A 21,339-nucleotide genomic window follows, 5' to 3' on the forward strand; every position below is an offset into this window, starting at 1 on the left:
TATATCTCCTCACCGTATATCTTGACCTGCCATTGTTCACTGCATCACTTCAATCGTCACGTCCTCGGGACGATATACTGCTAGCAACTGACCTTCTCGATCCACAGCAAACAAGACAGAGCGGCTCCTTGGCAACAGAAAAGCGTAGGATAATCCAGTCGCTTTATCTCGAACACGCACTTGCGTATCCCGGGAAAACTCCGATACGAAAATATACAAGCCCCCATTCTCGAAATTCAGCTTACGTCCATATAGTCCCGGCTGATCGCCACCGTCTATCCACTCCAGTTCTCGCTCCACCCCGGCGGCAGTGAGGGCATAGCGATATAGCTCACCAATCGGCTCATCCCTGCCATTCAACTCCAGTGGAAGCGGACTCCAGATCAAGCGCCCCTTGCCAAGCGGCAGGTTCACGACTTCATCCACCATCGCTCCATCCGCTTCCGGTGACAGTTGTTCCTCCTTAGCCACCTCAGCAATTCGCCGCTGACCGAATGAGACAGGGAAGGTTTGACCCTCCAGACTCATCACTTCCTCCCGTTGGACGTTCCCCAGCGTACGCTGCCCAATAATATCATCGACTCGGTCGCTCACTTTCCAGTAAGGATCAAGGCCCAACGGTCCGGTGACTAGTAAAGTCACACCGAAGGAACGTACCATTTCCAGAAGATGTTCCAGCGATGTACTGTCGAAATTGTGCGCGCTAGGGATCATAATCAGTTTCGGTAACTGCCGCTTGAGCGAGTCCAGATGATACTCGGAGACGGCACGGAATGGCTGCTTGAGATCATAGGACATCACCCGTGTAAGCCGTGTCGTGGCATCAAAGGCAAGCGATCGGTTGGAGAAATCATTCGAGTACGGGAATACAACAGCCGTTTCCTCCAGTTTTCGGTCTGTAAACAGATCGCGAATATCATTCATAAAACGCCCAAAATCGTAAGATACCTCTGCTTCCGGCTTCTCGGTCCCATCCGCACGTAACGCACCGATGTGAGATTCATTGGCATTATCCATATAAAAGTTCGTATTCCATATCCAATGAATCGCACCCGCTCCACCAGTCGAAAAGGCATACGCATACTTGCGCTCCAGCATATCGCGCAGCTCCGGCTCTGAACGTTTGGCTCGACCATCCGGCGTCTCAACATACATTATTCCGGTTTCCTGCACGAGATTCGGTTTGTCTGGTGTTTTGGTAAAAATACCGTCCCACACCAAATGGTCATTCAGCCACCATGAATGCACCGTCGTATAATCCACCACAGCCTCATAAAAAAACGGAGACGGCCGCTGCGCGCCCATTGCCTCGTCCTGTCCTACAGTTACCAAATGCCCGGGACAAAGCTCTCGAATCGTAGTCGCCAATTGCTCGGCCCACAGATTGTGCATATCCATTGAAAACAGACAGTAATCCAGCCACTTGGCTCCCTTTTTGGCCTGATGCATATCCTGAACGTCGAAGTTTATCTCCTCCGGCTCGGGAATTGTGGCAGAAGCAAAACAGGGAAGCTGCTGTGGCGTCATATTCCATGCTTCCTGCAAACCCTCAATGCTGCCGTGCCGTTGCCCCAGCCATGTGCTGAATGCCTCCTGTTCCCATGAGTTCCTCGCAGAACGCGGACCATCCGCGAAAATGCGCGACGGATCAAACATGGAAGGCTCGTTAATCAGATCCCAGTCTACATGGGTTGTAGTCGTGTGACGGCTGACAATACTGCGAATGAACCGCTTTTGTGCTTCCACGCTTTGCGGATCGAGATAAGGGTTAACCCCTTCCCATGTTTCCGGTGTAAAAGAAAAGAACGTGAACGTCACCTGCAATCCATGCCTTTTGGCTGTCAGCAAAAAAGCATCAATTGCTCGAAGCGCCTCTTCCGAGGCGTGCCCGTCTATCTGCATCATGTTGCGATAAGCCGTCCATACCCCTGTACGAATCCAGTTGATGCCCACTTTGGCCATCTGGGCCATATCCCGGTCCCAAATTGCTGCATTGGGCAAAAACAGAAACTTCCGTGCTACATCTGAGGTCATATAGGTCATGCCGACAACAGGCAACGGGCGCCCATCCTTTATAAAATAGTCCCGACTGCGCATGATGATCTGTCCTTCAGCCAGCAGTTCGGCATCCTGCCCCCAAAAGCCCTGTCGCAATATACGCACTTCACCATCCGATGACTCGGCTCGGCAAATGACCCGATATAAACCGCTTAGGATGAAAAAGGAAAGGGGAATACGTACAAAGTCCTGTTCTCTGCTAACTTCAATCTGCAAGCGCTTGCTCCATACCTGCTGACTGTGATCATCCAATATTTGCTCCACCGTCAGGTCAAAGCTCCATATCTCGTGATATCTGGGCGTGGCTCCTCCTCGATGCAATCTTTGGGTTTGAAGTGTCAGTATGGCTCGTTCCCCAGGCTCATAAGCAGCATAGTTTGGCTTGATAGCTAGCTCCGTCATCCCCTTGGCGCAAAAACGTGCCCATTGGGCAAGCAACTGCTCCCCATCCTGTTCCCAAAAGGAAGCTATCAACGGCAATTGGACAAACATCCAGCGTGCGCCGGCAAACAGACCTCGGGCATGCTCCCATAGCACCACCGGGGCGGCAATGTCCCGTCCGTCCTTACTTACTCCCTTGAGCAAAGGATAAATTCGCGTATTCATCGGCCCGGCAGAGCCCATTTGGTGCGGCAGATCGCTGCTTTTGGTCGTATGTGGAACGAGATTCCACGTATCCGTCACCTGGAACAGAGACTCCTGACCACACAGCACAGGAATATCCTCTGATGCGACCAGGGAAGTCACCTTCGACGCGTCTACTCTCAGCACCTCATGAATATGCAATTCCTGATGATATGCAGTCTGCTCAGTCTCAATTACCCAGTCTCCATGCTCATCAGCAGGATCGCGAACCGGATTCTTAAAGGGTGCTCCCCCGACGTTAAGCAGCCCCCCTCCCCTGTGGAGAAATGCCACGATTTCGGTCCAGGCGGACTTGGGGAAGTACGGTGCATGCAGATTGACAAAGCAGCCGTTGTCCATATGCTTTAGCGTTTCAGCCAGTTCATCGGCTCGTACGACCACCACGTCTGCAACTCCCTGAAATGCCTCGTCTGGCAACAGGCTCCCTATAGCGGGAAAGCCTCGCTCACTGAAAACAACGATGGATGGGTTTACTATGGATTCATTCATAACAAGCCATCCTTCATGGCCTTATACACAAGCTGGGCAAACAGACTGTTGGACCAGGCGAACCATTTTCTCGTATAAACCGTGGGATCATCTGCATGAAAGCCTTCATGCATATATCCGGTGTCGCCATCTGTCGCTTCCAGCATCCGGATCATCTCCAGCTTTTCTTCTGTAGTCTGGGCCGTTAACCCTTGCATAGACAGGGACATATGCCAGATGTAACCCGGCAGAGTGTGCGGACTTCCGATGCCTTTAGCCGCCTTGCCTTCATAGTAAAACGGATTCTCCTGACTTAAAGCGAAGAGTCTCGTATTTTGATAGATCGGATCGTCCGCCGTCGTATAGCCCAAATACGGAATGGACATCAATCCCGGCGTACCTGCGTCATCCATCAGGCAGTAGTTGCCAAATCCGTCCGTTTCATAAGCATATATAGGCCCGAATACCGGGTGGCGGTAAATGCCGTACAAGCGGATACCGTGCTCCACCTCAGCCTCCAGCTCCTTCAGCTCGTTCAGAAAGTCCATATCACGAAATACCCACTCCGCAAACTCCTGCATCTGCCGTAGAGCAACTACCGCAAACATATTACCGGGTATATTGTAGTGGAAATCGCAAGCATCATCACTGGAACGGAAGCCCGACCAAATCATCCCTGTATAATTTACAGGCATACCGAGTCCCAGATTGCGCAAGGAATCGGTGAAAATGCCGTTATTACGCGTAAACCGATACGCAGATTGCTCTTGGTGACGTTGCTCCGTTTTGAACACATCCACCATTTTACGCAGAGCCATCTTGAATTTTGAATCAAAAATATCGGTAAGCTCCGTTTCCTTCCAGTACATATAAGCCAGCCGAATGACAAAGCAAAGCGAGTCGATTTCAAATTTTCGTTCCCACACCCATGGCGACATTTCCGTCTCATCGGCCGCGTTCCAGTGCCAGTCATTCGCCGTCTCATTGAACGCATTCGCATACGGGTCTATGAGGACATAATGAATATGGCGCTTGATCAGACCACCAATGATACGCTGTAAATCAGCATCCTCCCTGGCTAACGGCACATAATGAATGACCTGCTCTACGGAATCCCGCAACCAAAGAGCCGGAATATCACCTGTAATGAGAAACGTTGTCCCATCATCCATTAGTTTGGTCGTTGTCTCCAGTGAATTTGGAAAACAGTTTTTAAACAGCTTCAGCAGCTTCGGCCTGTGAGCCAGTGCTTGCTCCGCTTCCTTAAGTACGTCCTGAACAGCCTGCGGCAAGTCAAGGTCGGGCATCGGTATTTTGGGAAGTCTGAATTGTTCCAATAGCTTTTTCGCTCCTTTATCATATCTATTGCAAGCGTATCGTTTTAATTTCATAAGGTGTAAAAGACAATGTGAGACAGCTACCTTCCAGCTCAAGCGGCTGAAGGGGTTCCTCCAGCGCATTCGACACGTAGGCTGCGTTGAACGTGTAAGGCCAGAGCAACTTGATCGTTTCCCGTCCCCCAGAAGATTCGTACAAACGAAGAATCGTCCCCAGTCCATCTTCGGCCGGCTTGATCGTATCCAGCATAACGTGACGGCTATCAAAGTTAATGAACGATCCGCTGCTCGGCAGCACTCCGGTGCTGCGCTTTTGCTGTTGCACAACAGGCATATCTTGGTTCAGCTCAGCCGCATGACGCAAGGTATTGGCGCTGCGCCAGTCTCCCACATGCGGATATAGCGAATACGTAAAATCGTGCTCGCCCAGATCGGCATCTTTATCCGGCCATTTGGGTGCACGCAGCAGAGACAGACGGATGGTGCTGTCTTGAATGTCGTAGCCATATTTGCAATCATTGAGCAGACTCACTCCATACCCGTGCTCGGAAATATCCGCAAATCGGTGTCCACACACTTCATACTGCGCCTGCTCCCAGCTCGTATTCCGATGAGTCGGCCGCTCCAAAGCACCAAAAGGAATTTCATATGTCGCCTTGTCCGTAACCACATCTATAGGAAAGCCTACCTTTAGCAACTTGTGCGCTTCATTCCAGCTCACATGCGTCTTGAAATCAATTCGCCGCTCATGATGATAAAAAATCACATCCTGTGTCATTTCAGATTGATGGATTCGCCATCGGAAGCGCAGCACATCCTTCGTTTTCCCCTGGAGCACTACTTGTTTTTCCAGCAACTCGGCTTCTCCTGCTACCTGTTCCTCATAGCGGTCATCCAAGTCCCATGCATCCCACAAGGTCGGACGGTCATGGAAAAAATGAAAACGGTTTGCCCGTTCCCCTTGCTTCAAGATTTCACGGTTTGCCGCTTTATCCAGCAGACGAATCATTTCGCCCCGCTCATTAAATTGCACCTTATAAAATCCCGTCTCCCAGATATCCCCCAGCGATCCAGATATCACAGCTAGCTCGGGCTTCTCACCTGTTTGAGCCTGTTCTCGCTCCAACCAAATCGTTTTGTAGCCCAGTGCAGGAACATCCGGAATACGCACCGAAATGCCGCCTTCCTCCACATCGATGTCCAGCCGCTCGGCTTCATTATTAGCGTAGTGGTAGGCATACAATCCCTTTGCCGATTCCGTAGCGATATGGATCATGGCACTACGGCTCCAGCCCAGGCTGTTAAACACAAGATACGGCATTCCTGTTCTCGAGCCTTCCGTGTTCACTTGAGCCGCCAGCGTCGTAATCCCCTGTTGAAGCCCGACATGTCCCCATTCGAAAATTTGCTGATACTCCTTATCCGAAGTCCCGTAAACCTCGGTAATCGCAGAGCCGGGGATAATATCGTGGAACTGATTCAACAAAATCAGCTTCCAGCCCTCATGCAATGCCGAACAGATGTCCTGCACCTGCTTCGGCTCCAGCTTTGGTAATGCTAGCGTGCTCCATAGCTCTGCCTCGCGGTAGACTCCCTCCGCTTTCCGGTTATTACGTTTGTTGCGAGCATGGGTCGTGTAGGTTCCCCGGTGCAACTCAAGGTACAAGTCACCATGCCATTGGGGAAGCTTCGGATGTGCCTGATCTATGCCTGCGAAAAACTGCCCCGCCGTGCTGAACCGACTCGCAGGCAGTCCCACCATTAGCGGAGAACGCTCTATATATTCCAGCATTTCACGCGTAACTCCACCGCCGCCGTCTCCATGTCCATAGAGCAACATGTGCTCAGGATGAGCCGATTTTTCACGATAGGACTGCCAATGGTCATGAATGTCCTGTGGCCGTGTATTTTCATTCACGCCATGATTGAGGTAGGACAACATCGAAGTACCATCGATGCCCACCCAGTGGAACAAATCGTAAGGAAACACATTCGTATCATTCCAGCCGAGCTTGGTCGTCATAAAATAGTCTATCTTCCCATGCTTTAAAATCTGCGGCAGGGACGCACAGTAGCCGAACGTATCCGGTAGCCATTCGATATGAGAGGTTTTGCCGAATTCCTGTTGGTAAAAACGCTGACCATACAGCATTTGGCGGATGAGTGATTCGCCACTGGGCAGGTTCAAATCAGGCTCTACCCACATCCCCCCAACCAGCTCCCACCGTCCTTCGGCGACTCTCGCTTTGACCCGTTCATACAGCTCTGGATCATTTTCTTTTACAAAAGAGAACAGCAGCGGCTGGCTCTGTGCATATTGATATGCCGGGTATTCATCCATCAGCGCATCCACCGTTGAGAAGGTTCGGCTTGTTTTCCGTACGGTCTCGCGCATCGGCCACAGCCAGGCAATGTCAATGTGCGACTGTCCTACCATGTGCTCCAAACCTTGCGCATTCCCACCGATCTCCTGAACTTGCTGAATGAGCTCCTTTTCTGTCGCTGAGATCGCTCCCCCTTCTCGAATGGCGTCTTCCTCCAAATTCGCAAAGCAATCCATCACCCCATACAGAGCTTTCAGCAGGCGTATTCTGCGGATATCGCCCTCAGGCAGCAGTAGAGCGGCTTCGCTAATAACGGTAACGGTATACATCAGACTCTGCACGGGCTTGTTTAGCCGTACAAGATAGCTTGTAATAGAAGAAATCGGAGGTTGAATGACAGCCTGCCGATTAAGTGGATCAACGGGTTCGGGTACAGGATCAAACAGTTCTATATCCAATACCGGTGAAGGTCCGATGACCTGCGGATTAAGCGTGACATAGGTATGATTGCGATCAAGCCCGTGATAGGAAGCACCATTGACCCGCAGCAATCCTTCTCCCCCGGACTCAAACACCAATCCAAAAGGCTCTCTCAACCACGCTGTCGGTACATCCAACTGCGTTTGAAAAAAATAAGTCGTCCCCTGACTGCTGGGGAATCGCTTGAGGTCCAGTCCTTCCGATAAAGGTGCGGCGTCTTCGTATTGACCTGGTGTTTGGTAAGTGGAGCGTGTAATGTTCCAGCTTCGCAAATCCAGCTTCTCCAGCCATTGGCATTCCGACAATTCCCGAATCAGGCGTTTGATACGCTCCATTATTCATCCTCCCGTACGATCAACTCGGCACACAGGGTATCTTTGGAGTGCCTGCCTACTTGAATAGAAAATCGCCCTGCCTCAACGACTGGCTGTAGATCACGCCCTATATATTGCAGCTTGTCGGAGCCTACAACAAACTCAACCGTCCGTGTTTCTCCCGGCTTTAATACAACTTTGCAGAAGCCCTTGAGCTCCCTGATTGGGCGGGTCACCAAACTCACCGTGTCCGAGATATAAAGCTGTACCACCTCAGCTCCTTCCCGTTCACCCGTGTTGGTTACATCGACTGTAACCGTAACGGATTCGTCCGCTCGGATCGTGTTGGTGCTTAATGTAAGCCTTTCATAGCTAAATGTCGTGTAGCTGAGACCGTAGCCAAACGGATAGCACGGCTCGGAATCGTCCTCCAGATACCGCTTGCCCCGGGAACGCTTGCCATTGTAATATACCGGCAACTGGCCGACATGCTTAGGGATGGAGAGGGTCAAACGTCCCGAAGGATTTACATCCCCAAATAAAATATCCGCGATTGCATGTCCTCCCTCCTGACCGGGATACCATGCTTCCACAATGGCGTGCGCATGCTGCTCCACCCACGGCTCAGCAATCGGTCGCCCGTTCATATAAACGACGACAAGTTCTTTTCCCAGCCTGTAGACTTCCTGCATGAGTTGAAGTTGTACCCCCGCAAGCCCCAACGTCATCCGGTCGATGCCTTCGCCGCATTCCATGTCGTTCCAATCGTGATCCGATACCTTCGATGCGCCGGTTTTAAGATCAATCGCCCCTTCCCCGAAATCGCGGGCGCTGGACCCTCCAACCACCATCACCACTGTATCGACCTCAGCCGCACATGCCAGTGCATTTTCAAAGCCTTCCCGGGATTCTCCCTTGATCCGGCAGCCAGGTGCGTACAGAACGCTATCCTGATCCTTGCCCAGCTTGCCACGGATACCATCAAGTACAGTTATCACGCGGGATCTCGGCTGCGGTGATGTATAATCTCCCAACTGATTGTAGACCTGATCCGCATTCGGGCCGATGACCGCAATACGCTTGGAGGTTTTCGGCAGGGGGAGCGTTCCATCGACGTTTTTGAGCAGCACAATCCCTTCTGTCGCAATCTGACGAGCCAACCGAATATGCTCCGCCTGACCAATCACCTGCTCTGCTCGTTCCGCATCCACATACGGTTTGTCAAACAGACCCAGCCTGAATTTTAGCGTGAGCACCCTGCGAACCGCCCGATCCAGCACACTCGTCTCCAGCTTGCCAACGCGAACCGCCTCGGCCAGATGACTTCCGAACATTTCGCCGGACATTTCCATATCAATCCCTGTGCGAATCGCCTGCACAGCGGCATCCGATCCATCCTCGGCCACATCGTGCCCGCTCGCCAACATTTCAATCGCGCCACAGTCCGTAATGATCACACCGTCAAATCCCCACGCCTGACGAAGAATATCGTCCAATAGCTCAGCATTCACTGTACACGGGACCCCGTCGATTTCGTTATAGGCTGGCATAACAGATTGCGCCCCTGCTTCCACCGCTTTTTGAAATGGATACAGATCCACCTCCAAAAGCTCGCGCCAGCCCATATGCACAGGTCCGGCGTTACGTCCGCCTTCCGAGCTGCCATAGCCTGCAAAATGCTTTAATGTAGCAGCTACGCTATGTTCGCTGAGTAAGCTTTCCCCCTGAAGCCCCTCCACTGCGGCAACAGCAAATTCACCGATGAGATAAGGATCTTCGCCGAAGCATTCCTCTGTGCGTCCCCAGCGCGGATCACGCACAACATCAAGCACGGGCGAGTACGTGACCGCCCCACCCTGAGCGCGGGTTTCACTCGCAACCGCACGGCACATATCGCGGTACAGATCGACATTCCATGTGCTGCCGATGGACAGCGGAACCGGAAACACAGTGCCGTCAATCGCCATATGCCCATGAGAGCATTCCTCACCGATCAGTATCGGGATGCCCAGCCGGGAATGCTCTACCGCATAGCGTTGGATCAAGTTCACAGCCTCCGCCCCTTGCTTGGCAGATAAACCATTCTCCAAGGTCACCCCGGTCCACGGATCAGCGCGAAGTACCCCGTATAAGGAACCGACTCCCCCATTTTGCACCTGCTGCTTGAAATCATGATGTAGGGACAATTCCCCATCTGTGTGCTCATACACTTGCCAGCCAAAGGGCTGCACAAGCTGTCCCACCTTTTCCTCTATTGTCATCAAACCGATTAAGTGCTCCACCCGTTCTTCGATCGGTTTGCTTTTATCTTTATAAATCAACATGGTCATGCCCTCTCCTCCCCTGTTATTCCTTCACAGCCCCAACCGTAAGCCCCTGCACAAAATAACGCTGGAAAAATGGATAAGCGAATATAATAGGTAGCGTCGCCAGTACTACCATCGCCATTCGTGAAGTATCCTGCGGAATGGATTGAAGCGCAGCCAGGCTCATAGAGCTATTCTGCGAATTTTGCTGGATGAACTGAATGCTGGATTCAATCCGCATCAGCATGGACTGAAGTGGCACCAGATTGGGATTGTCAATATACAACAGGGCATTAAACCAGTCGTTCCAGTAACCAAGCGTGCTGAATAAACCAATGGTCGCAAGTCCAGGAAGAGAGAGCGGAAGCACCATTTTTAAAAAGGTATAAAACTCGCCTGCCCCATCTATTTTGGCTGACTCGACGATGGCATCTGGCACGCTGGTGCTATAGAATGTGCGCAGGATCATAATATAAAAGGCATTCATAGCCAGCGGTAAAATCAAAGCCCAAATCGTATCCTTAAGCCCGAGCAATTGGGAAACGACCATATAGGTCGGGATCATTCCGCCATTAAAGAGCATGGTTAAAATTGCAAAAACCGAAAAAAATCTTCTATAACGGAAGCTCTTTCGTGAAATAGCATACGCATATAATGAAATAAGAATGAGACTGATCACCGTACCGATGACCGTTACAGCAATCGTCACCCCATAGGAGCGCAGTAGCGTATCACTGGTACGAAATATGAAACGATAAGCCTCCAGACTCCATTGGGACGGGAGTAACCGATATCCGTCCCGCGCCAGCGTTTTCTCATCGGTTAGGGAAATAATGACGACGAATAAAAAGGGAAATACACACAAGAACGCGAACACCCCTGCTACCACATTCAGAACAACATTCCAGCCCCGTGAAATATGATGGAAATCTCGTTTTTTTCTTTCTTTTCCAGAAGCCACAGTCCACACCCCTCTCCTCTTTTTTAGAACAAAGCGCTGTCTTTATCTATTTTTCGCACAACATGATTGGATAGGATGACGAGAACGAAGCCAACCACCGACTGATACAAACCTGCGGCTGTGCTCATCCCAATTTCCCCTGTCGTTTTCAACCCGCGATATACATAGGTGTCGATGACGTTCGTTACCGAATACAAGGTGCCCGAATCTCTTGGAACCTGATAGAACAAACCAAAATCCGCATAAAAAATCCGACCAACCGCAAGCAGCGTCATTATGATAATGATTGGCGAGAGCAAAGGGAGCGTCACATTACGAATTTGCTGCCATTTGCTGGCTCCATCTATCATGGCTGCTTCATACAAGGATTTGTCGATCCCCAAAATCGAAGCCAGATAAACGACACTGTTATATCCAATCGCCTTCCATAGACTGACTAGAATCAAGATATACGGCCAATAAGCAGCCTCCGAATACCACTGAACCGGCTCGATGCCAAACCCTGCGAGAATTTGATTCAGCATCCCCCGATCCATGCTCAGAAAGCTGAAGGCAAAGTAGCCCACAATGACCCATGACAGGAAATACGGGAGAAACATGCCTGTCTGGTACAGCTTCGCCAATCGTTTATTAATCAGTTCGGAGAGCAGAATAGCCATAGCTACCGAAAACACAAGTCCGAGAATAATAAAGACCAGGTTATACAAAAGGGTATTTCGCGTGATGACATAGGCATCGTTGTTATTGAACAGAAACTTGAAGTTATCCCAACCCACCCACTTGCTCGTATAAATACTGGCCCAGAATCCTTCCCTGTTAAAACGATATTGCTTGAAAGCAGCCACTGTCCCGACCAGCGGCAGATATGAAAAGAAGAAGAACCAGATAGCGCCGGGTAGCACCATGAACAGCATAACTTTGTTTCTCATCACATTTTTGAAAAATGCGGCCATAGGTATCCCCCCAATCTGTTATGAGAAAAGCAGCTAAAATAGCTATTGAAAAAAGACCGGGCGTAACTTACACCCGCCCGATCTCTCCTATATTTCACGACCTAAAATATTATTTGCTGTTTTTTTCCTTCCAGGCATCAAGCTGGGATTGCGCTTCCACCATCACCTTATCCAGACCAGCCTGCTTGAATTTCTCAATCACTTTCGGGAGATTCGTTTCCGGGTCCAGCGTGCCTGTCATCAGCGAAGCCCAAAATTGCTCTTTGACGTTCTGAACCGCTGCCATCTCCGTAGATACTTTACTGCTGTCAAAGTTGAAGCTCAGAATTGGAGAGTTTTTTCCTTCCGAATTGAACTTCTTGAATTGCTCCCATTTATCAGCCGGATCATTCGGATTCAGATACAACAGCATATTGTTGCCGAGTGAATACGAAGGCATATCATAGTTTTTGGAATTAGCCAGATTTTCGATATACTGGCCATCTGTTTTTTTGTAATGCACCCCTTCAATACCGGAGTCAACCATATTGCGTAATACCGGATCTGTATTCAGCAGGTTCAGGAACTGCATCGCCTTTTCAGGGTTTGCCGAGTTTGCCGAGATCGCCATAATGGAGCCCTGTACAGACGTATTGGTCACAATTGGATCGCTGGCAGGTGTCGATATCACCGGATAGCCGTAGCTTGCAGACCACAGGTTATCGGCCAGCGGTTGAGTTTGCGCACGATCCAGAAACCAGTTCCCGGACGTAGTTAAATCATTGGTCGAGCCTGTGGTTGCAGCTTCCGGTGATACGTATCCGGCCTTGTAATACTTATGCATCGTCTTCAGCGCCTGCTTCATTTCAGGCGTTTCCAAGATGTTTACGATCTTATAATCCGTGGTATCCAGTTTGACAGCCATCGGCAGGTTTTGAATGATATAGTCATATGGAACATAAGGAACATAGTTTTTGTCCATGCCGAATGCAGTTACGCCAGGCTCGTTTTCTTTAATCGTTTTGAGCAGAGGCTCCAGGCTATCCAATGAGCGGACATTTGAAAGGTCCAGCTTGTATTGCGTCAGCAATTTGTTATTGAACCGCCATACCTCTTGCTGCGGAAGCTCCTTATTGGCAGGAATGCCATAATGATGTCCATCCACCTTAGAGCCTTCCAGAAACGCAGGGTCAATCGTCTTTTTAAGATCCTGGCCGTACTTGTCAAGCAAGTCGTCCAGTTCCATGAAAGCGCCCTTTCTGGCATTTTGCACATAATCAAAGCCACCGGAAGCCGTGAATACAATATCCATGGGCTCTCCCGAAGCCACGTTCACCTGCATTTTTTGCGGGTAGTCGCCCCAATCGACCATTTTCATTCTAAACGTGGCGTTTATTTTCTTTTGGGTATACTTGCTAACCTCATCCATCACCCGATCTACATCTTTTTGAGGCGTACCAATGGTGTACCAGATCAGTTCTACCGGTTTTTCCGCTCCTCCATTCGTCGTTTCCCCGCCACCGCTGCTTCCTCCACAAGCACTGAGAATGAGCGTCAGCACCATACACATCACGAGAACAAGCGAGTAGCTTCTTTTGCTTTTACCCATGTATGATCCTCCCTTATGAATTGGAATTTGACCCTATCTTGTTCATTGGAAGTCGCTTATGGGATTTTTGCAAAATCCTCATTTATGAAGCAACTACGTTAACCTTAACTAATGTAAGCACTTTCATAAAGAAGATAAACTTAATAAAACAAGGTACAAATTAAAGAAATCCATGTACACCTGGTATTTATCCCAATCCTTTATAGTCTGTCGGGGAAATGCCCACATATTTTCTGAACTGCTTATAAAAATATCCCGTCTCCCAATACCCCACGTTCCGCGCAATTTCGTGTACCTTGAGATTGGTGTTTTTAAGCTGTTCCTTGGCTTTTTTAATCCGGTACTGATTGATATATTCAGCAAAGGTTTCGCCCGTTTCCTTATGAAACAACTGACCGAGATAAACGGGATGAAGGTGGTACTGGTATCCTAATATTTTTAATGATAGCTCCTTGGCATAATGAACATGGATATAGGACAGCACCTGACTTACGATAGGGTTTTTCATTTCTTGCAGCAGTGAATTCACCGTCTCTGTCGCCACATGCTGAAGCGCACTCACCAGCTCTGCCAATGTCGTACAGCATTTTATCTGGTGAAGCCCCTGCTGAAACCGTTCCGACTCATTGGAATGCTTGATGTTCTCCAGCTCCATCTTGAACCGGATCACCAACTCCAGCGCCATATTCCGCAGTTCATCCGGGGTAACACTTTCGAGATGCTGAAGCTGCTCAAAATCACTCTGAATTCGTGCGGTAAGCGCATCTAGGTCTCTTGCTATAATCAGCTTCACATAATCCTTCCAGTCGATGGAACAAGTCTCGCCAGCGTTGCCCTCGCTCTCCTCCAGCATTGTATAGTCAATGATCCGGCGGTCATTATATATCATAAAATATTCCAAAGATTTTTTAGCTTCATTATAACTGCGTGGAGCTGCAGCAAGCGAACCGGCGCTGCCTATCCCGATATACACCGTTTCTTCCCCGTCCGTCGACCACTGAACAGAAAAATCCTCCAAGAGCGTTAACAAGTCCTGTCTGCCCTCATCATAATTCGGTAGTGCGGCAATGATTACACTAACCGCATCAACATCGCGAAACAATGTTAAATCGGGCTGGTGTTGAATGTACTGCCTTAACTGTTGATGCATTCCTGCCGAATCCCCTTCCGTCCGTAACACAGCTACCTCCATGAAGGGGATATTTAACGAAAAACCTATCAATTCAGCACGTTCCTGGAATTCTGTAGGCGCAATCTGTCCTGTCAGCCAACGGTACAACGTATTTTCCTTGAGAACTTGCACCCCAAACGTCTCATATTGTTGATCCAACCGGGACCTGTCCAACTTCTCCGTTGTATTGCATAAAGTGGATTCCAGTTCCTCCACATTAATCGGCTTCAAAAGGTAATTTTCGATGCCCAGCTTCATGCCTTCCTTCAAGTAATCAAATTCATTAAATCCGCTCAACACAATCGCCTTCAAGTCAGCATGCAGCTTTCTCGCCTCATGAATCAGCCTGAGACCATCCATCGTCGGCATAGAAATGTCCGTAATCAGTACGTCCACGGGTCTGGAGGCCAGCGCTTCCAGCGCCAAAGATCCATTTTCCGCATGTCCGACAATTTCTAGCCCAAAAGAGGTCCAATCCACAATATCGTATAATCCCTCAATGATAAAAGGCTCATCGTCTACAATAAATACTTTATACATATATGGCATCCATCCCTTCCCTGTTAGGGCATCGTACCCGAATCGTCGTTCCCTCGCCGCTGCGGCTCTCCAGTTCAATCCCGGAATCGGCTCCGTGTAAAAACCGAAGTCGGGTGTGCACACTGCGTAGTCCAAACATTTGTCCGTCTTCCTCCTGGCGTTCCAGTTCCTCCAGAATCTGTTTCAAACGCTCCCCTTCAATGCCCTTCCCATTGTCACGGATCTCAACCAGCAGAACCTCCCCCGTTTCACGCACTTCAATGGTCAGCACATTATCATTCCGATCGCTTTGTATACCGTGAACAATATAATTCTCAATAATGGGTTGAAGCATCAGCTTCATGACAGAACGAGTATACAACTCGGGGTCGACCGTAATCGTGTAATTGAACCTTTCCTTGTAGCGTATTCTGAACAACTCAAGATATAATCTGCAAGCCTCCAATTCATCTTTAAGCGTGTATATTTTTTTCTGCTGAACCAGGCTTTTGAACAATACCGATAAGCTATAGATCATTTCTCCTACATCCTTGGCTCCCTGGGAAATCGCCCTCATACGTATCACTTCAAGCGTGTTATACAAAAAATGTGGATGAATACGTGCCTGCAAGGCAACAAGCTCCGTTTGCTTTTGCTTGATCTCTGCTTTATACACCCGTTCAATATATAGATTAAGATCGTCCAGCATATCGTTGAAGCTTCGAGAGATTTGTCCCAGCTCATCCTCTTGGGGGTCTTGGATACGAGCTGTAAGATCGCCATTTTTCACCTGACGAGTGAATTTAATAATCCGATTCGTTCGTTTAGCAAAGTTAATGACGAAAAAGGCAGGGAACAGCACAGCAAACAGAATACAAACGACACTGATTGTCAAAATCGTATTACGGATACCCCGGTACGATTGAGCCATTTCCTCATTGGGGACTGCCCCAATCACGACATACCCTTCGTCCGGAGAAATCAGCTTGTTAATATACATATTTTGCTTCGCCTGAATGATCCCGGCATCGGAATCCACATCGTCATATAATGATCGGGTCACTTCCACATAAGGGTACGTTTTTCCGTAATAGTTATTCCTTGAATCGAACAGAACGGTTCCATGGGTGGACAGAACGATAATTTCTCCCTTCAGGTTGTTCCCGTAGCTGGCAAGTGCATTGGAGATACTTTTGGAATTTAGAAATACTAGAAGCTGACCGGTATTTTTGAGTGTTTGCTTATTGTTAATGGGGACTTGTAACGAATATAACGAGGGGCTCCACTGATCGACCGCCTTGCGAATCCAGTAATTCGGAGCAGAGACGCTTTTGCTTTCGGCAGCCATCACATCCGGTACAAAGGAACGCGCCGCATGCACCGGGAATTGCTTGAATTGCTTGCTCTCATTGAAGGTGGACAAATATTGCTGGTCGGCACTGTACAATATCAAATTGCTAATATCGCTATTTTCATCCAGCCAATTTTTAAAATAAGTGAGCACATCTGTTGAATAATCATGACTCTCCATGTACGTTTCGTCCATGCGGTGCTGTACATATTCGGAATACGCGTGGTCCATAAAAAAAGAAACGTTCATCGAGAGCGCCTCATTCCGGTACATATCCCGCACCATGTTCTGAACGGATTCATGCCGGAGATGGATATAGCGGTCAACACTCTCCATCGCTGCTTTCTGGGTATCCAGTTCCCGTCGAATCATGGATTGCGATATGGATATATACGTGACATATGCAATCGTAATAATTGACAAAATGGCAATACAGGAGAACAACAATAGTATCCTCAGGAACATGTTGTTTTTAAAATAAGCTGTGTATCTATTGCCCCTTTTCATCGTATAGGCCCTCCAGGATCGTTCATGCGTAAATAAAGTATACCATGTCCTTTGCTGGATATAAGTAAGCGCATTCATTAAAATGAGGATTTTCTTTAATTTAAACGCCATATCTTTAATTTAGCCTCTATGTAAAAACCGTTTTATTGATTATCTTTAGGGGGATAAATACTCGTTAGGGGGATGAGCTATGAAACGTAACAAGGTTCACAAGTTCGCTTTAAAATGGACTGCGCTGGTTTTGACTTCTGTCCTGTTAAGTCAAACCCTCTCTCCATCCGTTTATGCAGGCGATACCCTCCCATATGAAGGAGAAAGCGCCAAAGGGCCGAATCAGCCTTATCAGCACGGATACGCAAGCTCACATATTTTGGACTGGACTCCTACCAAAGATGTCTATGGAGATATGCTTCGCGCTCGCGTCCCTCTGCAACAACGTAACAGCTCCTTCGCCGCTACACAGGCCCAACCTGCTTTAAGCCCTGACACGCAAATGTTTACACTTAGCGGCGATTATGGAAACGCTTTTTTTGATAGCTATTCCTATACCAATAAATTCAGTCAATACTTGTTTAACTATTGGCAGTATACCGACTATTACGGCTACTGGCACGGTATGCCTACCGCCCATGTACCCGAAGAGCTATACGATCCCCAAAAGGATTGGACGGAAAAATGGTTCGAGTTCGGCATTCTGAACATTCCAAATCCGGGTTATACAAATGCGGCGCACAAAAACGGCGTTCTCTCCATCGCCTGTATTTTTTTCTCGGATAATGACCGTGGACCGCAAACGTATAAGCAAATGCTCGTGCAGGATGCTCAGGGTGGATTTCCGGTAGCTAAAAAATTGATCGAAATGGCGAAATATTATGGCTATGACGGCTACTTCATCAACCAGGAGGAAGCTTCTAAAGGCGTAGCTACAGAGGATATCCCCCGTTACAAGCAGTTTATGAAATACTTGCGAGATCAGGGCATGTATGTGCAATGGTACGACTCCACCGTAAACGAAACCGGTAAAATTGCTTATCAAAATGAGTTTAATGCCGTGAACAGCCCGTTTGTCAAAGACAAGCAATACGGACAGGTGTCCGATTCTATTTTTCTCAATTATTGGTGGGACAAAGCGAAGCTGAAAAGCTCCCGCGACCATGCCAAGCAATTGGGTCTGGACTCTCTTAAAACCGTTTTTGCTGGGATTGAGGGCGGGAACGGTGACTTTGGCAGATGGAAGCAAAAATACGATCTTCGTCTGAATATCGGTGATAACGGGCAGCCAATGAACAGTATCGCGACGTTGGGAGCAGATTTCACACATAATGCGCTGGATGAAGAGTTTGGCGGACAGGACACCAATCGCAGAGCTGACAATGCGTATCAATGGATGACCTTTATCCGCGACCGTGTCTGGTGGTCAGGTCCGAATCAGAATCCCGTCCGTGCACAAAGAAACCCAAGCGTAGATTTGTCCGATGTAAAAGCTTCGGGCGCAAACTGGGACGGTATCGCGGCATATATCGCCGAACGTTCTGTCATCCGTGGCTCCCATTTTAATACCAGCTTCAATACCGGACATGGCTTGCAGTATGTCGTGAATGGAGTCATCTCCAATCCCAAGGAATGGTCCAACATCAATATTCAGGATATCCCGGTAACTTGGCAATGGTGGCTCGATACCAAAGGTAAACCGCTCTCGGTTGACTATGACTATGGTCCGAATTATACCAAAGGCACTCGGTTTACCTATCAGCCTGTGGGCGCTTATCAGGGTGGCAGCTCCCTCGTCGTTAACGGAGAGCTGAATTCAGATAACTTTTTACGCCTGTATAAAACGGATCTGTCGGTAAATAAGAATTCAAACTTGTCCATCACGTACAATAAGCCTTCCTCCGATGACAGCTCGGTGCTGAGTATCGGACTTATTTTCAAAGATAACCCCAGCCAAGTCGTAAAAGTCAGCATCCCTAACTCTGGTAAACAAACCACGGGCTGGGTAAGCCACAATCTGGATTTGAGTGCCTATAAAGGAGAAACAATTGTAGCTTTCGGTTTATCTTTTGATAACGCGAATAAAACAATCAAAAACTATCAGATGAATATCGGCCAAATCAAGATAACAGACCATTCTGTCCTGAAACCAGCCGCGCCGACGGGATTCAAAATCACCAAGGCACTGACCGATACGAACGAAATGCTCGTAGCCTGGGACCTTGAGGATTACTCCAAAGTTAAACAATACAATCTGTATGAGAACGGCTCCTATATCGGCGGAATTTATGACTCATCCTATTATATTAAATCCCTAAACCATAAATCCGGTGAATTAATGCTTACTGCAGTTGGGGCTGATGGAACGGAAAGCGAACCGGCTCGATTAAGCTACGATCTGAATGCTGCCGTCAGTCATATTAAGGTGGAGACTCAAGAAAACGGTGAGGCTACAGTAACGTGGAAAAATCCCTCTGAAGCGGACGGAACGGTTAAATTGACCTTGATCACCGACTATACGGACACCGTATTCCATAAAACCATTACGGCGGACAATAGCGCTGAAACGGCTACGTTTACCGATCTGCCCACAAACGGTGATAGCTACACACTACGTATCGCTATCGGCAATCATGAACCTGTAGCATACACTGGGTATCTCGCAGACACGACGATAGAGCCTTATGTAGAAGAGAATGTGACGGTCACTGGGTCAACGTATACGCTTGCTCTACCAACCTTGAAGGACTGGCATCGTTTATATGTATACGAAAACGATGTGCCCAAGCAATTTGGCGTAACTTATGTATCGAAAAAGTTTCCTTACATTGTCCGGGGAAGAACAAAATTAAGTGAACTGACTTTTACCCCTACTTCTCGTACCAGCTCGCTAAAGATCGTGCTTGAAGATTATGCCGGCAATCAGGCCACAACATATGTAAGATAGCTTTGTGCAAGAATCCCATGGTCCTGATTGTGTATCGCATATCCGCTACAAACAGTCCCAATGAAGAGTTCCTTCAATGGGACTGTTTGTAGACTTCTCACTATTGGCTATATATTGGGCAGAATCATGCAGGTATCAATACAATGCCCATTTTTCCGTACACAGCTCTATAAATGAATGGGCAACCTGTTCACATTCGTCATATCCCAGACTACCAGAATGAGCAAAAAGAACGGGATACTCATTGTTTCTTTTTTCCTCTCTCATATCAAACATATAGTGGTTTCCGCACCCATCCATCGCAAACGACACAGCACCCGGCATATATTCCGGCAACTCGTAGGCGAGGTTCATTTCTCTCAAATCTTCGGTATTGAAAAACTGAAAATAACGTTCTCCATTTTGAAACTCCCCACCATTAGAATATTTCAAAAACTCCATATAGCTGTCAGGAAATTGTCCTTGGGGCAGATGCCAGCCAACAGGATCTAAAGGTTTATATTGATCATAGAAAGGAGACGACTTTGGAAAAGGGTTCACTTGTCTTTGCTTGATTTCGTGAATCTCTTGCTCGGATAGCTTTATGTTCCATGTTTTCAAAAAATTCGCGATTTGTTCATCAGTTGCTTCCTGACTTATTACAAACGGTTGTTCAAATTGAATACTCCACATATGTGCCAACCTCCATGCCTTGATGCCTCTAAGAGTTGTTGTTTATACCACAAAAGCTATTCCTTATCCAATGCCACCTGCCATGCATTTGTAATGTCTATAGGTGACTTGCTGCTGGTCTCCCCTCCACCTTCTTGGGTCCATAGCGGCGGATAATATGCAAATACCTCTCCCGGCTGAAGTTGCTCCATATCCTTCTGCCAACCGTTCCAGCGGAATGTCTGGTAGAACAAGCCCAAATCTCCCTCAGCCAACCAGCTCAAGAAACCGGAATAGGCCAGCTCAGTGGATTCCCATTCCAATGCATCTGGTGCAAAATAGTAGATATGACCGCTACGTCCGAATTTCCCTATATCCAATCCAAAAAATCCACCTGCTGCATCATAGGCCACCATTAGCATCCCCTCAAGCGCAGGAACACTTTCCGGTTCTTGAAGCCCGTTCCATGAGGTCAAGCTACCATAAATTCCAGAGCCACCTGCACCCAGCAAGGTGATCCAACCGTAATCAAACACGATTCCCCCTGTCTCATAGGCAACTGTTCCCAAATACGATTTCGTACTCACCTGCAAACGGTACAGCGTGTCCCCCGTAGCGGATTCCGATTCGGCCGATACAATGTGATGTGAATTCTGGCCTTCTTTCAGAATATTTCTGACCTCTTCCCATGCATGGTTATCCTTATCCACCAGTTCATCAACAGTTAAAGTATGCATGTTCATTCCCCTTCCCGCATATTCCAAAATT

Annotated in this window: 12 protein-coding genes; 1 reads left to right on the forward strand and 11 read right to left on the reverse strand. The window is 48.3% G+C overall.

Going from position 1 to position 21,339, the window contains the following annotated elements; translation table 11 throughout:
- Positions 1-36 precede the first annotated feature (36 nt).
- The 9 genes from MKY24_RS18715 to MKY24_RS18755 form a co-directional block, all read right to left on the reverse strand.
- Positions 37-3,192 carry a beta-galactosidase gene (locus MKY24_RS18715; protein ID WP_339200608.1) on the reverse strand — a complete coding sequence of 1,052 codons (3,156 nt, stop codon included), beginning with the start codon at positions 3,190-3,192 and terminating at the stop codon, positions 37-39.
- Positions 3,189-4,508 (reverse strand): glycoside hydrolase family 125 protein, encoded by a 1,320-nt coding sequence (locus MKY24_RS18720; RefSeq protein ID WP_076264739.1) that lies wholly within the window; start codon positions 4,506-4,508, stop codon positions 3,189-3,191. The genes MKY24_RS18715 and MKY24_RS18720 overlap by 4 nt, the downstream gene beginning before the upstream one ends.
- 25 nt (positions 4,509-4,533) lie before the next feature.
- Entirely contained in the window at positions 4,534-7,647 is a 3,114-nt protein-coding gene (locus MKY24_RS18725; protein ID WP_339200610.1) for an alpha-mannosidase, read from the reverse strand.
- Complete coding sequence (locus tag MKY24_RS18730; RefSeq protein ID WP_339202367.1) at positions 7,647-9,950, reverse strand: glycoside hydrolase family 3 N-terminal domain-containing protein; 2,304 nt, start codon at positions 9,948-9,950, stop codon at positions 7,647-7,649. Before MKY24_RS18730 ends, MKY24_RS18725 begins: the two co-directional genes overlap by 1 nt.
- 22 nt (positions 9,951-9,972) lie before the next feature.
- Positions 9,973-10,893 carry a carbohydrate ABC transporter permease gene (locus MKY24_RS18735; RefSeq protein WP_028542304.1) on the reverse strand — a complete coding sequence of 307 codons (921 nt, stop codon included), beginning with the start codon at positions 10,891-10,893 and terminating at the stop codon, positions 9,973-9,975.
- 23 nt (positions 10,894-10,916) lie between these two features.
- A complete protein-coding gene (locus MKY24_RS18740; RefSeq protein WP_076157362.1) occupies positions 10,917-11,846 on the reverse strand; it encodes an ABC transporter permease subunit in 930 nt (309 codons plus the stop codon).
- 109 nt (positions 11,847-11,955) lie between these two features.
- Entirely contained in the window at positions 11,956-13,434 is a 1,479-nt protein-coding gene (locus MKY24_RS18745) for an ABC transporter substrate-binding protein (protein ID WP_339200611.1), read from the reverse strand.
- A gap of 187 nt (positions 13,435-13,621) precedes the next feature.
- Positions 13,622-15,145: a response regulator transcription factor gene (locus tag MKY24_RS18750; RefSeq protein WP_254347566.1), complete on the reverse strand. Its 1,524-nt coding sequence runs from the start codon at positions 15,143-15,145 to the stop codon at positions 13,622-13,624.
- The gene (locus tag MKY24_RS18755; protein WP_339200613.1) at positions 15,138-16,982 is read right to left on the reverse strand and encodes a sensor histidine kinase; all 1,845 of its coding nucleotides are present in this window, start codon (positions 16,980-16,982) and stop codon (positions 15,138-15,140) included. The genes MKY24_RS18750 and MKY24_RS18755 overlap by 8 nt, the downstream gene beginning before the upstream one ends.
- A gap of 190 nt (positions 16,983-17,172) precedes the next feature.
- On the opposite strand from MKY24_RS18755, the gene MKY24_RS18760 reads away from it, so the two are divergent.
- Positions 17,173-19,920: an endo-beta-N-acetylglucosaminidase gene (locus MKY24_RS18760; protein ID WP_339200615.1), complete on the forward strand. Its 2,748-nt coding sequence runs from the start codon at positions 17,173-17,175 to the stop codon at positions 19,918-19,920.
- 135 nt (positions 19,921-20,055) lie between these two features.
- Here the strand turns inward: MKY24_RS18760 and MKY24_RS18765 are convergent, their stop codons facing one another.
- The gene (locus MKY24_RS18765; RefSeq protein WP_023989666.1) at positions 20,056-20,592 is read right to left on the reverse strand and encodes an SMI1/KNR4 family protein; all 537 of its coding nucleotides are present in this window, start codon (positions 20,590-20,592) and stop codon (positions 20,056-20,058) included.
- 56 nt (positions 20,593-20,648) lie between these two features.
- Positions 20,649-21,308, reverse strand: coding sequence for a DUF2625 domain-containing protein (locus MKY24_RS18770; protein WP_339200618.1), 660 nt, complete (start codon positions 21,306-21,308; stop codon positions 20,649-20,651).
- Between the last annotated feature and the right edge of the window lie 31 nt (positions 21,309-21,339).

This window comes from Paenibacillus sp. FSL P2-0322, assembly GCF_037975315.1.
Taxonomy (GTDB): Bacteria; Bacillota; Bacilli; order Paenibacillales; family Paenibacillaceae; genus Paenibacillus; species Paenibacillus polymyxa_B.

What these genes read in the sequence shown, in the direction of transcription:
- MKY24_RS18765 (WP_023989666.1), bottom strand. Translation starts at nt 20,592, where the DNA reads ATGTGGAGTATTCAATTTGAACAACCGTTTGTAATAAGTCAGGAAGCA.
- MKY24_RS18750 (WP_254347566.1), bottom strand. Translation starts at nt 15,145, where the DNA reads ATGTATAAAGTATTTATTGTAGACGATGAGCCTTTTATCATTGAGGGA.
- MKY24_RS18730 (WP_339202367.1), bottom strand. Translation starts at nt 9,950, where the DNA reads ATGTTGATTTATAAAGATAAAAGCAAACCGATCGAAGAACGGGTGGAG.
- MKY24_RS18740 (WP_076157362.1), bottom strand. Translation starts at nt 11,846, where the DNA reads ATGGCCGCATTTTTCAAAAATGTGATGAGAAACAAAGTTATGCTGTTC.
- MKY24_RS18770 (WP_339200618.1), bottom strand. Translation starts at nt 21,308, where the DNA reads ATGCATACTTTAACTGTTGATGAACTGGTGGATAAGGATAACCATGCA.
- MKY24_RS18755 (WP_339200613.1), bottom strand. Translation starts at nt 16,982, where the DNA reads ATGAAAAGGGGCAATAGATACACAGCTTATTTTAAAAACAACATGTTC.
- MKY24_RS18745 (WP_339200611.1), bottom strand. Translation starts at nt 13,434, where the DNA reads ATGGGTAAAAGCAAAAGAAGCTACTCGCTTGTTCTCGTGATGTGTATG.
- MKY24_RS18760 (WP_339200615.1), top strand. Translation starts at nt 17,173, where the DNA reads ATGAAACGTAACAAGGTTCACAAGTTCGCTTTAAAATGGACTGCGCTG.
- MKY24_RS18715 (WP_339200608.1), bottom strand. Translation starts at nt 3,192, where the DNA reads ATGAATGAATCCATAGTAAACCCATCCATCGTTGTTTTCAGTGAGCGA.
- MKY24_RS18725 (WP_339200610.1), bottom strand. Translation starts at nt 7,647, where the DNA reads ATGGAGCGTATCAAACGCCTGATTCGGGAATTGTCGGAATGCCAATGG.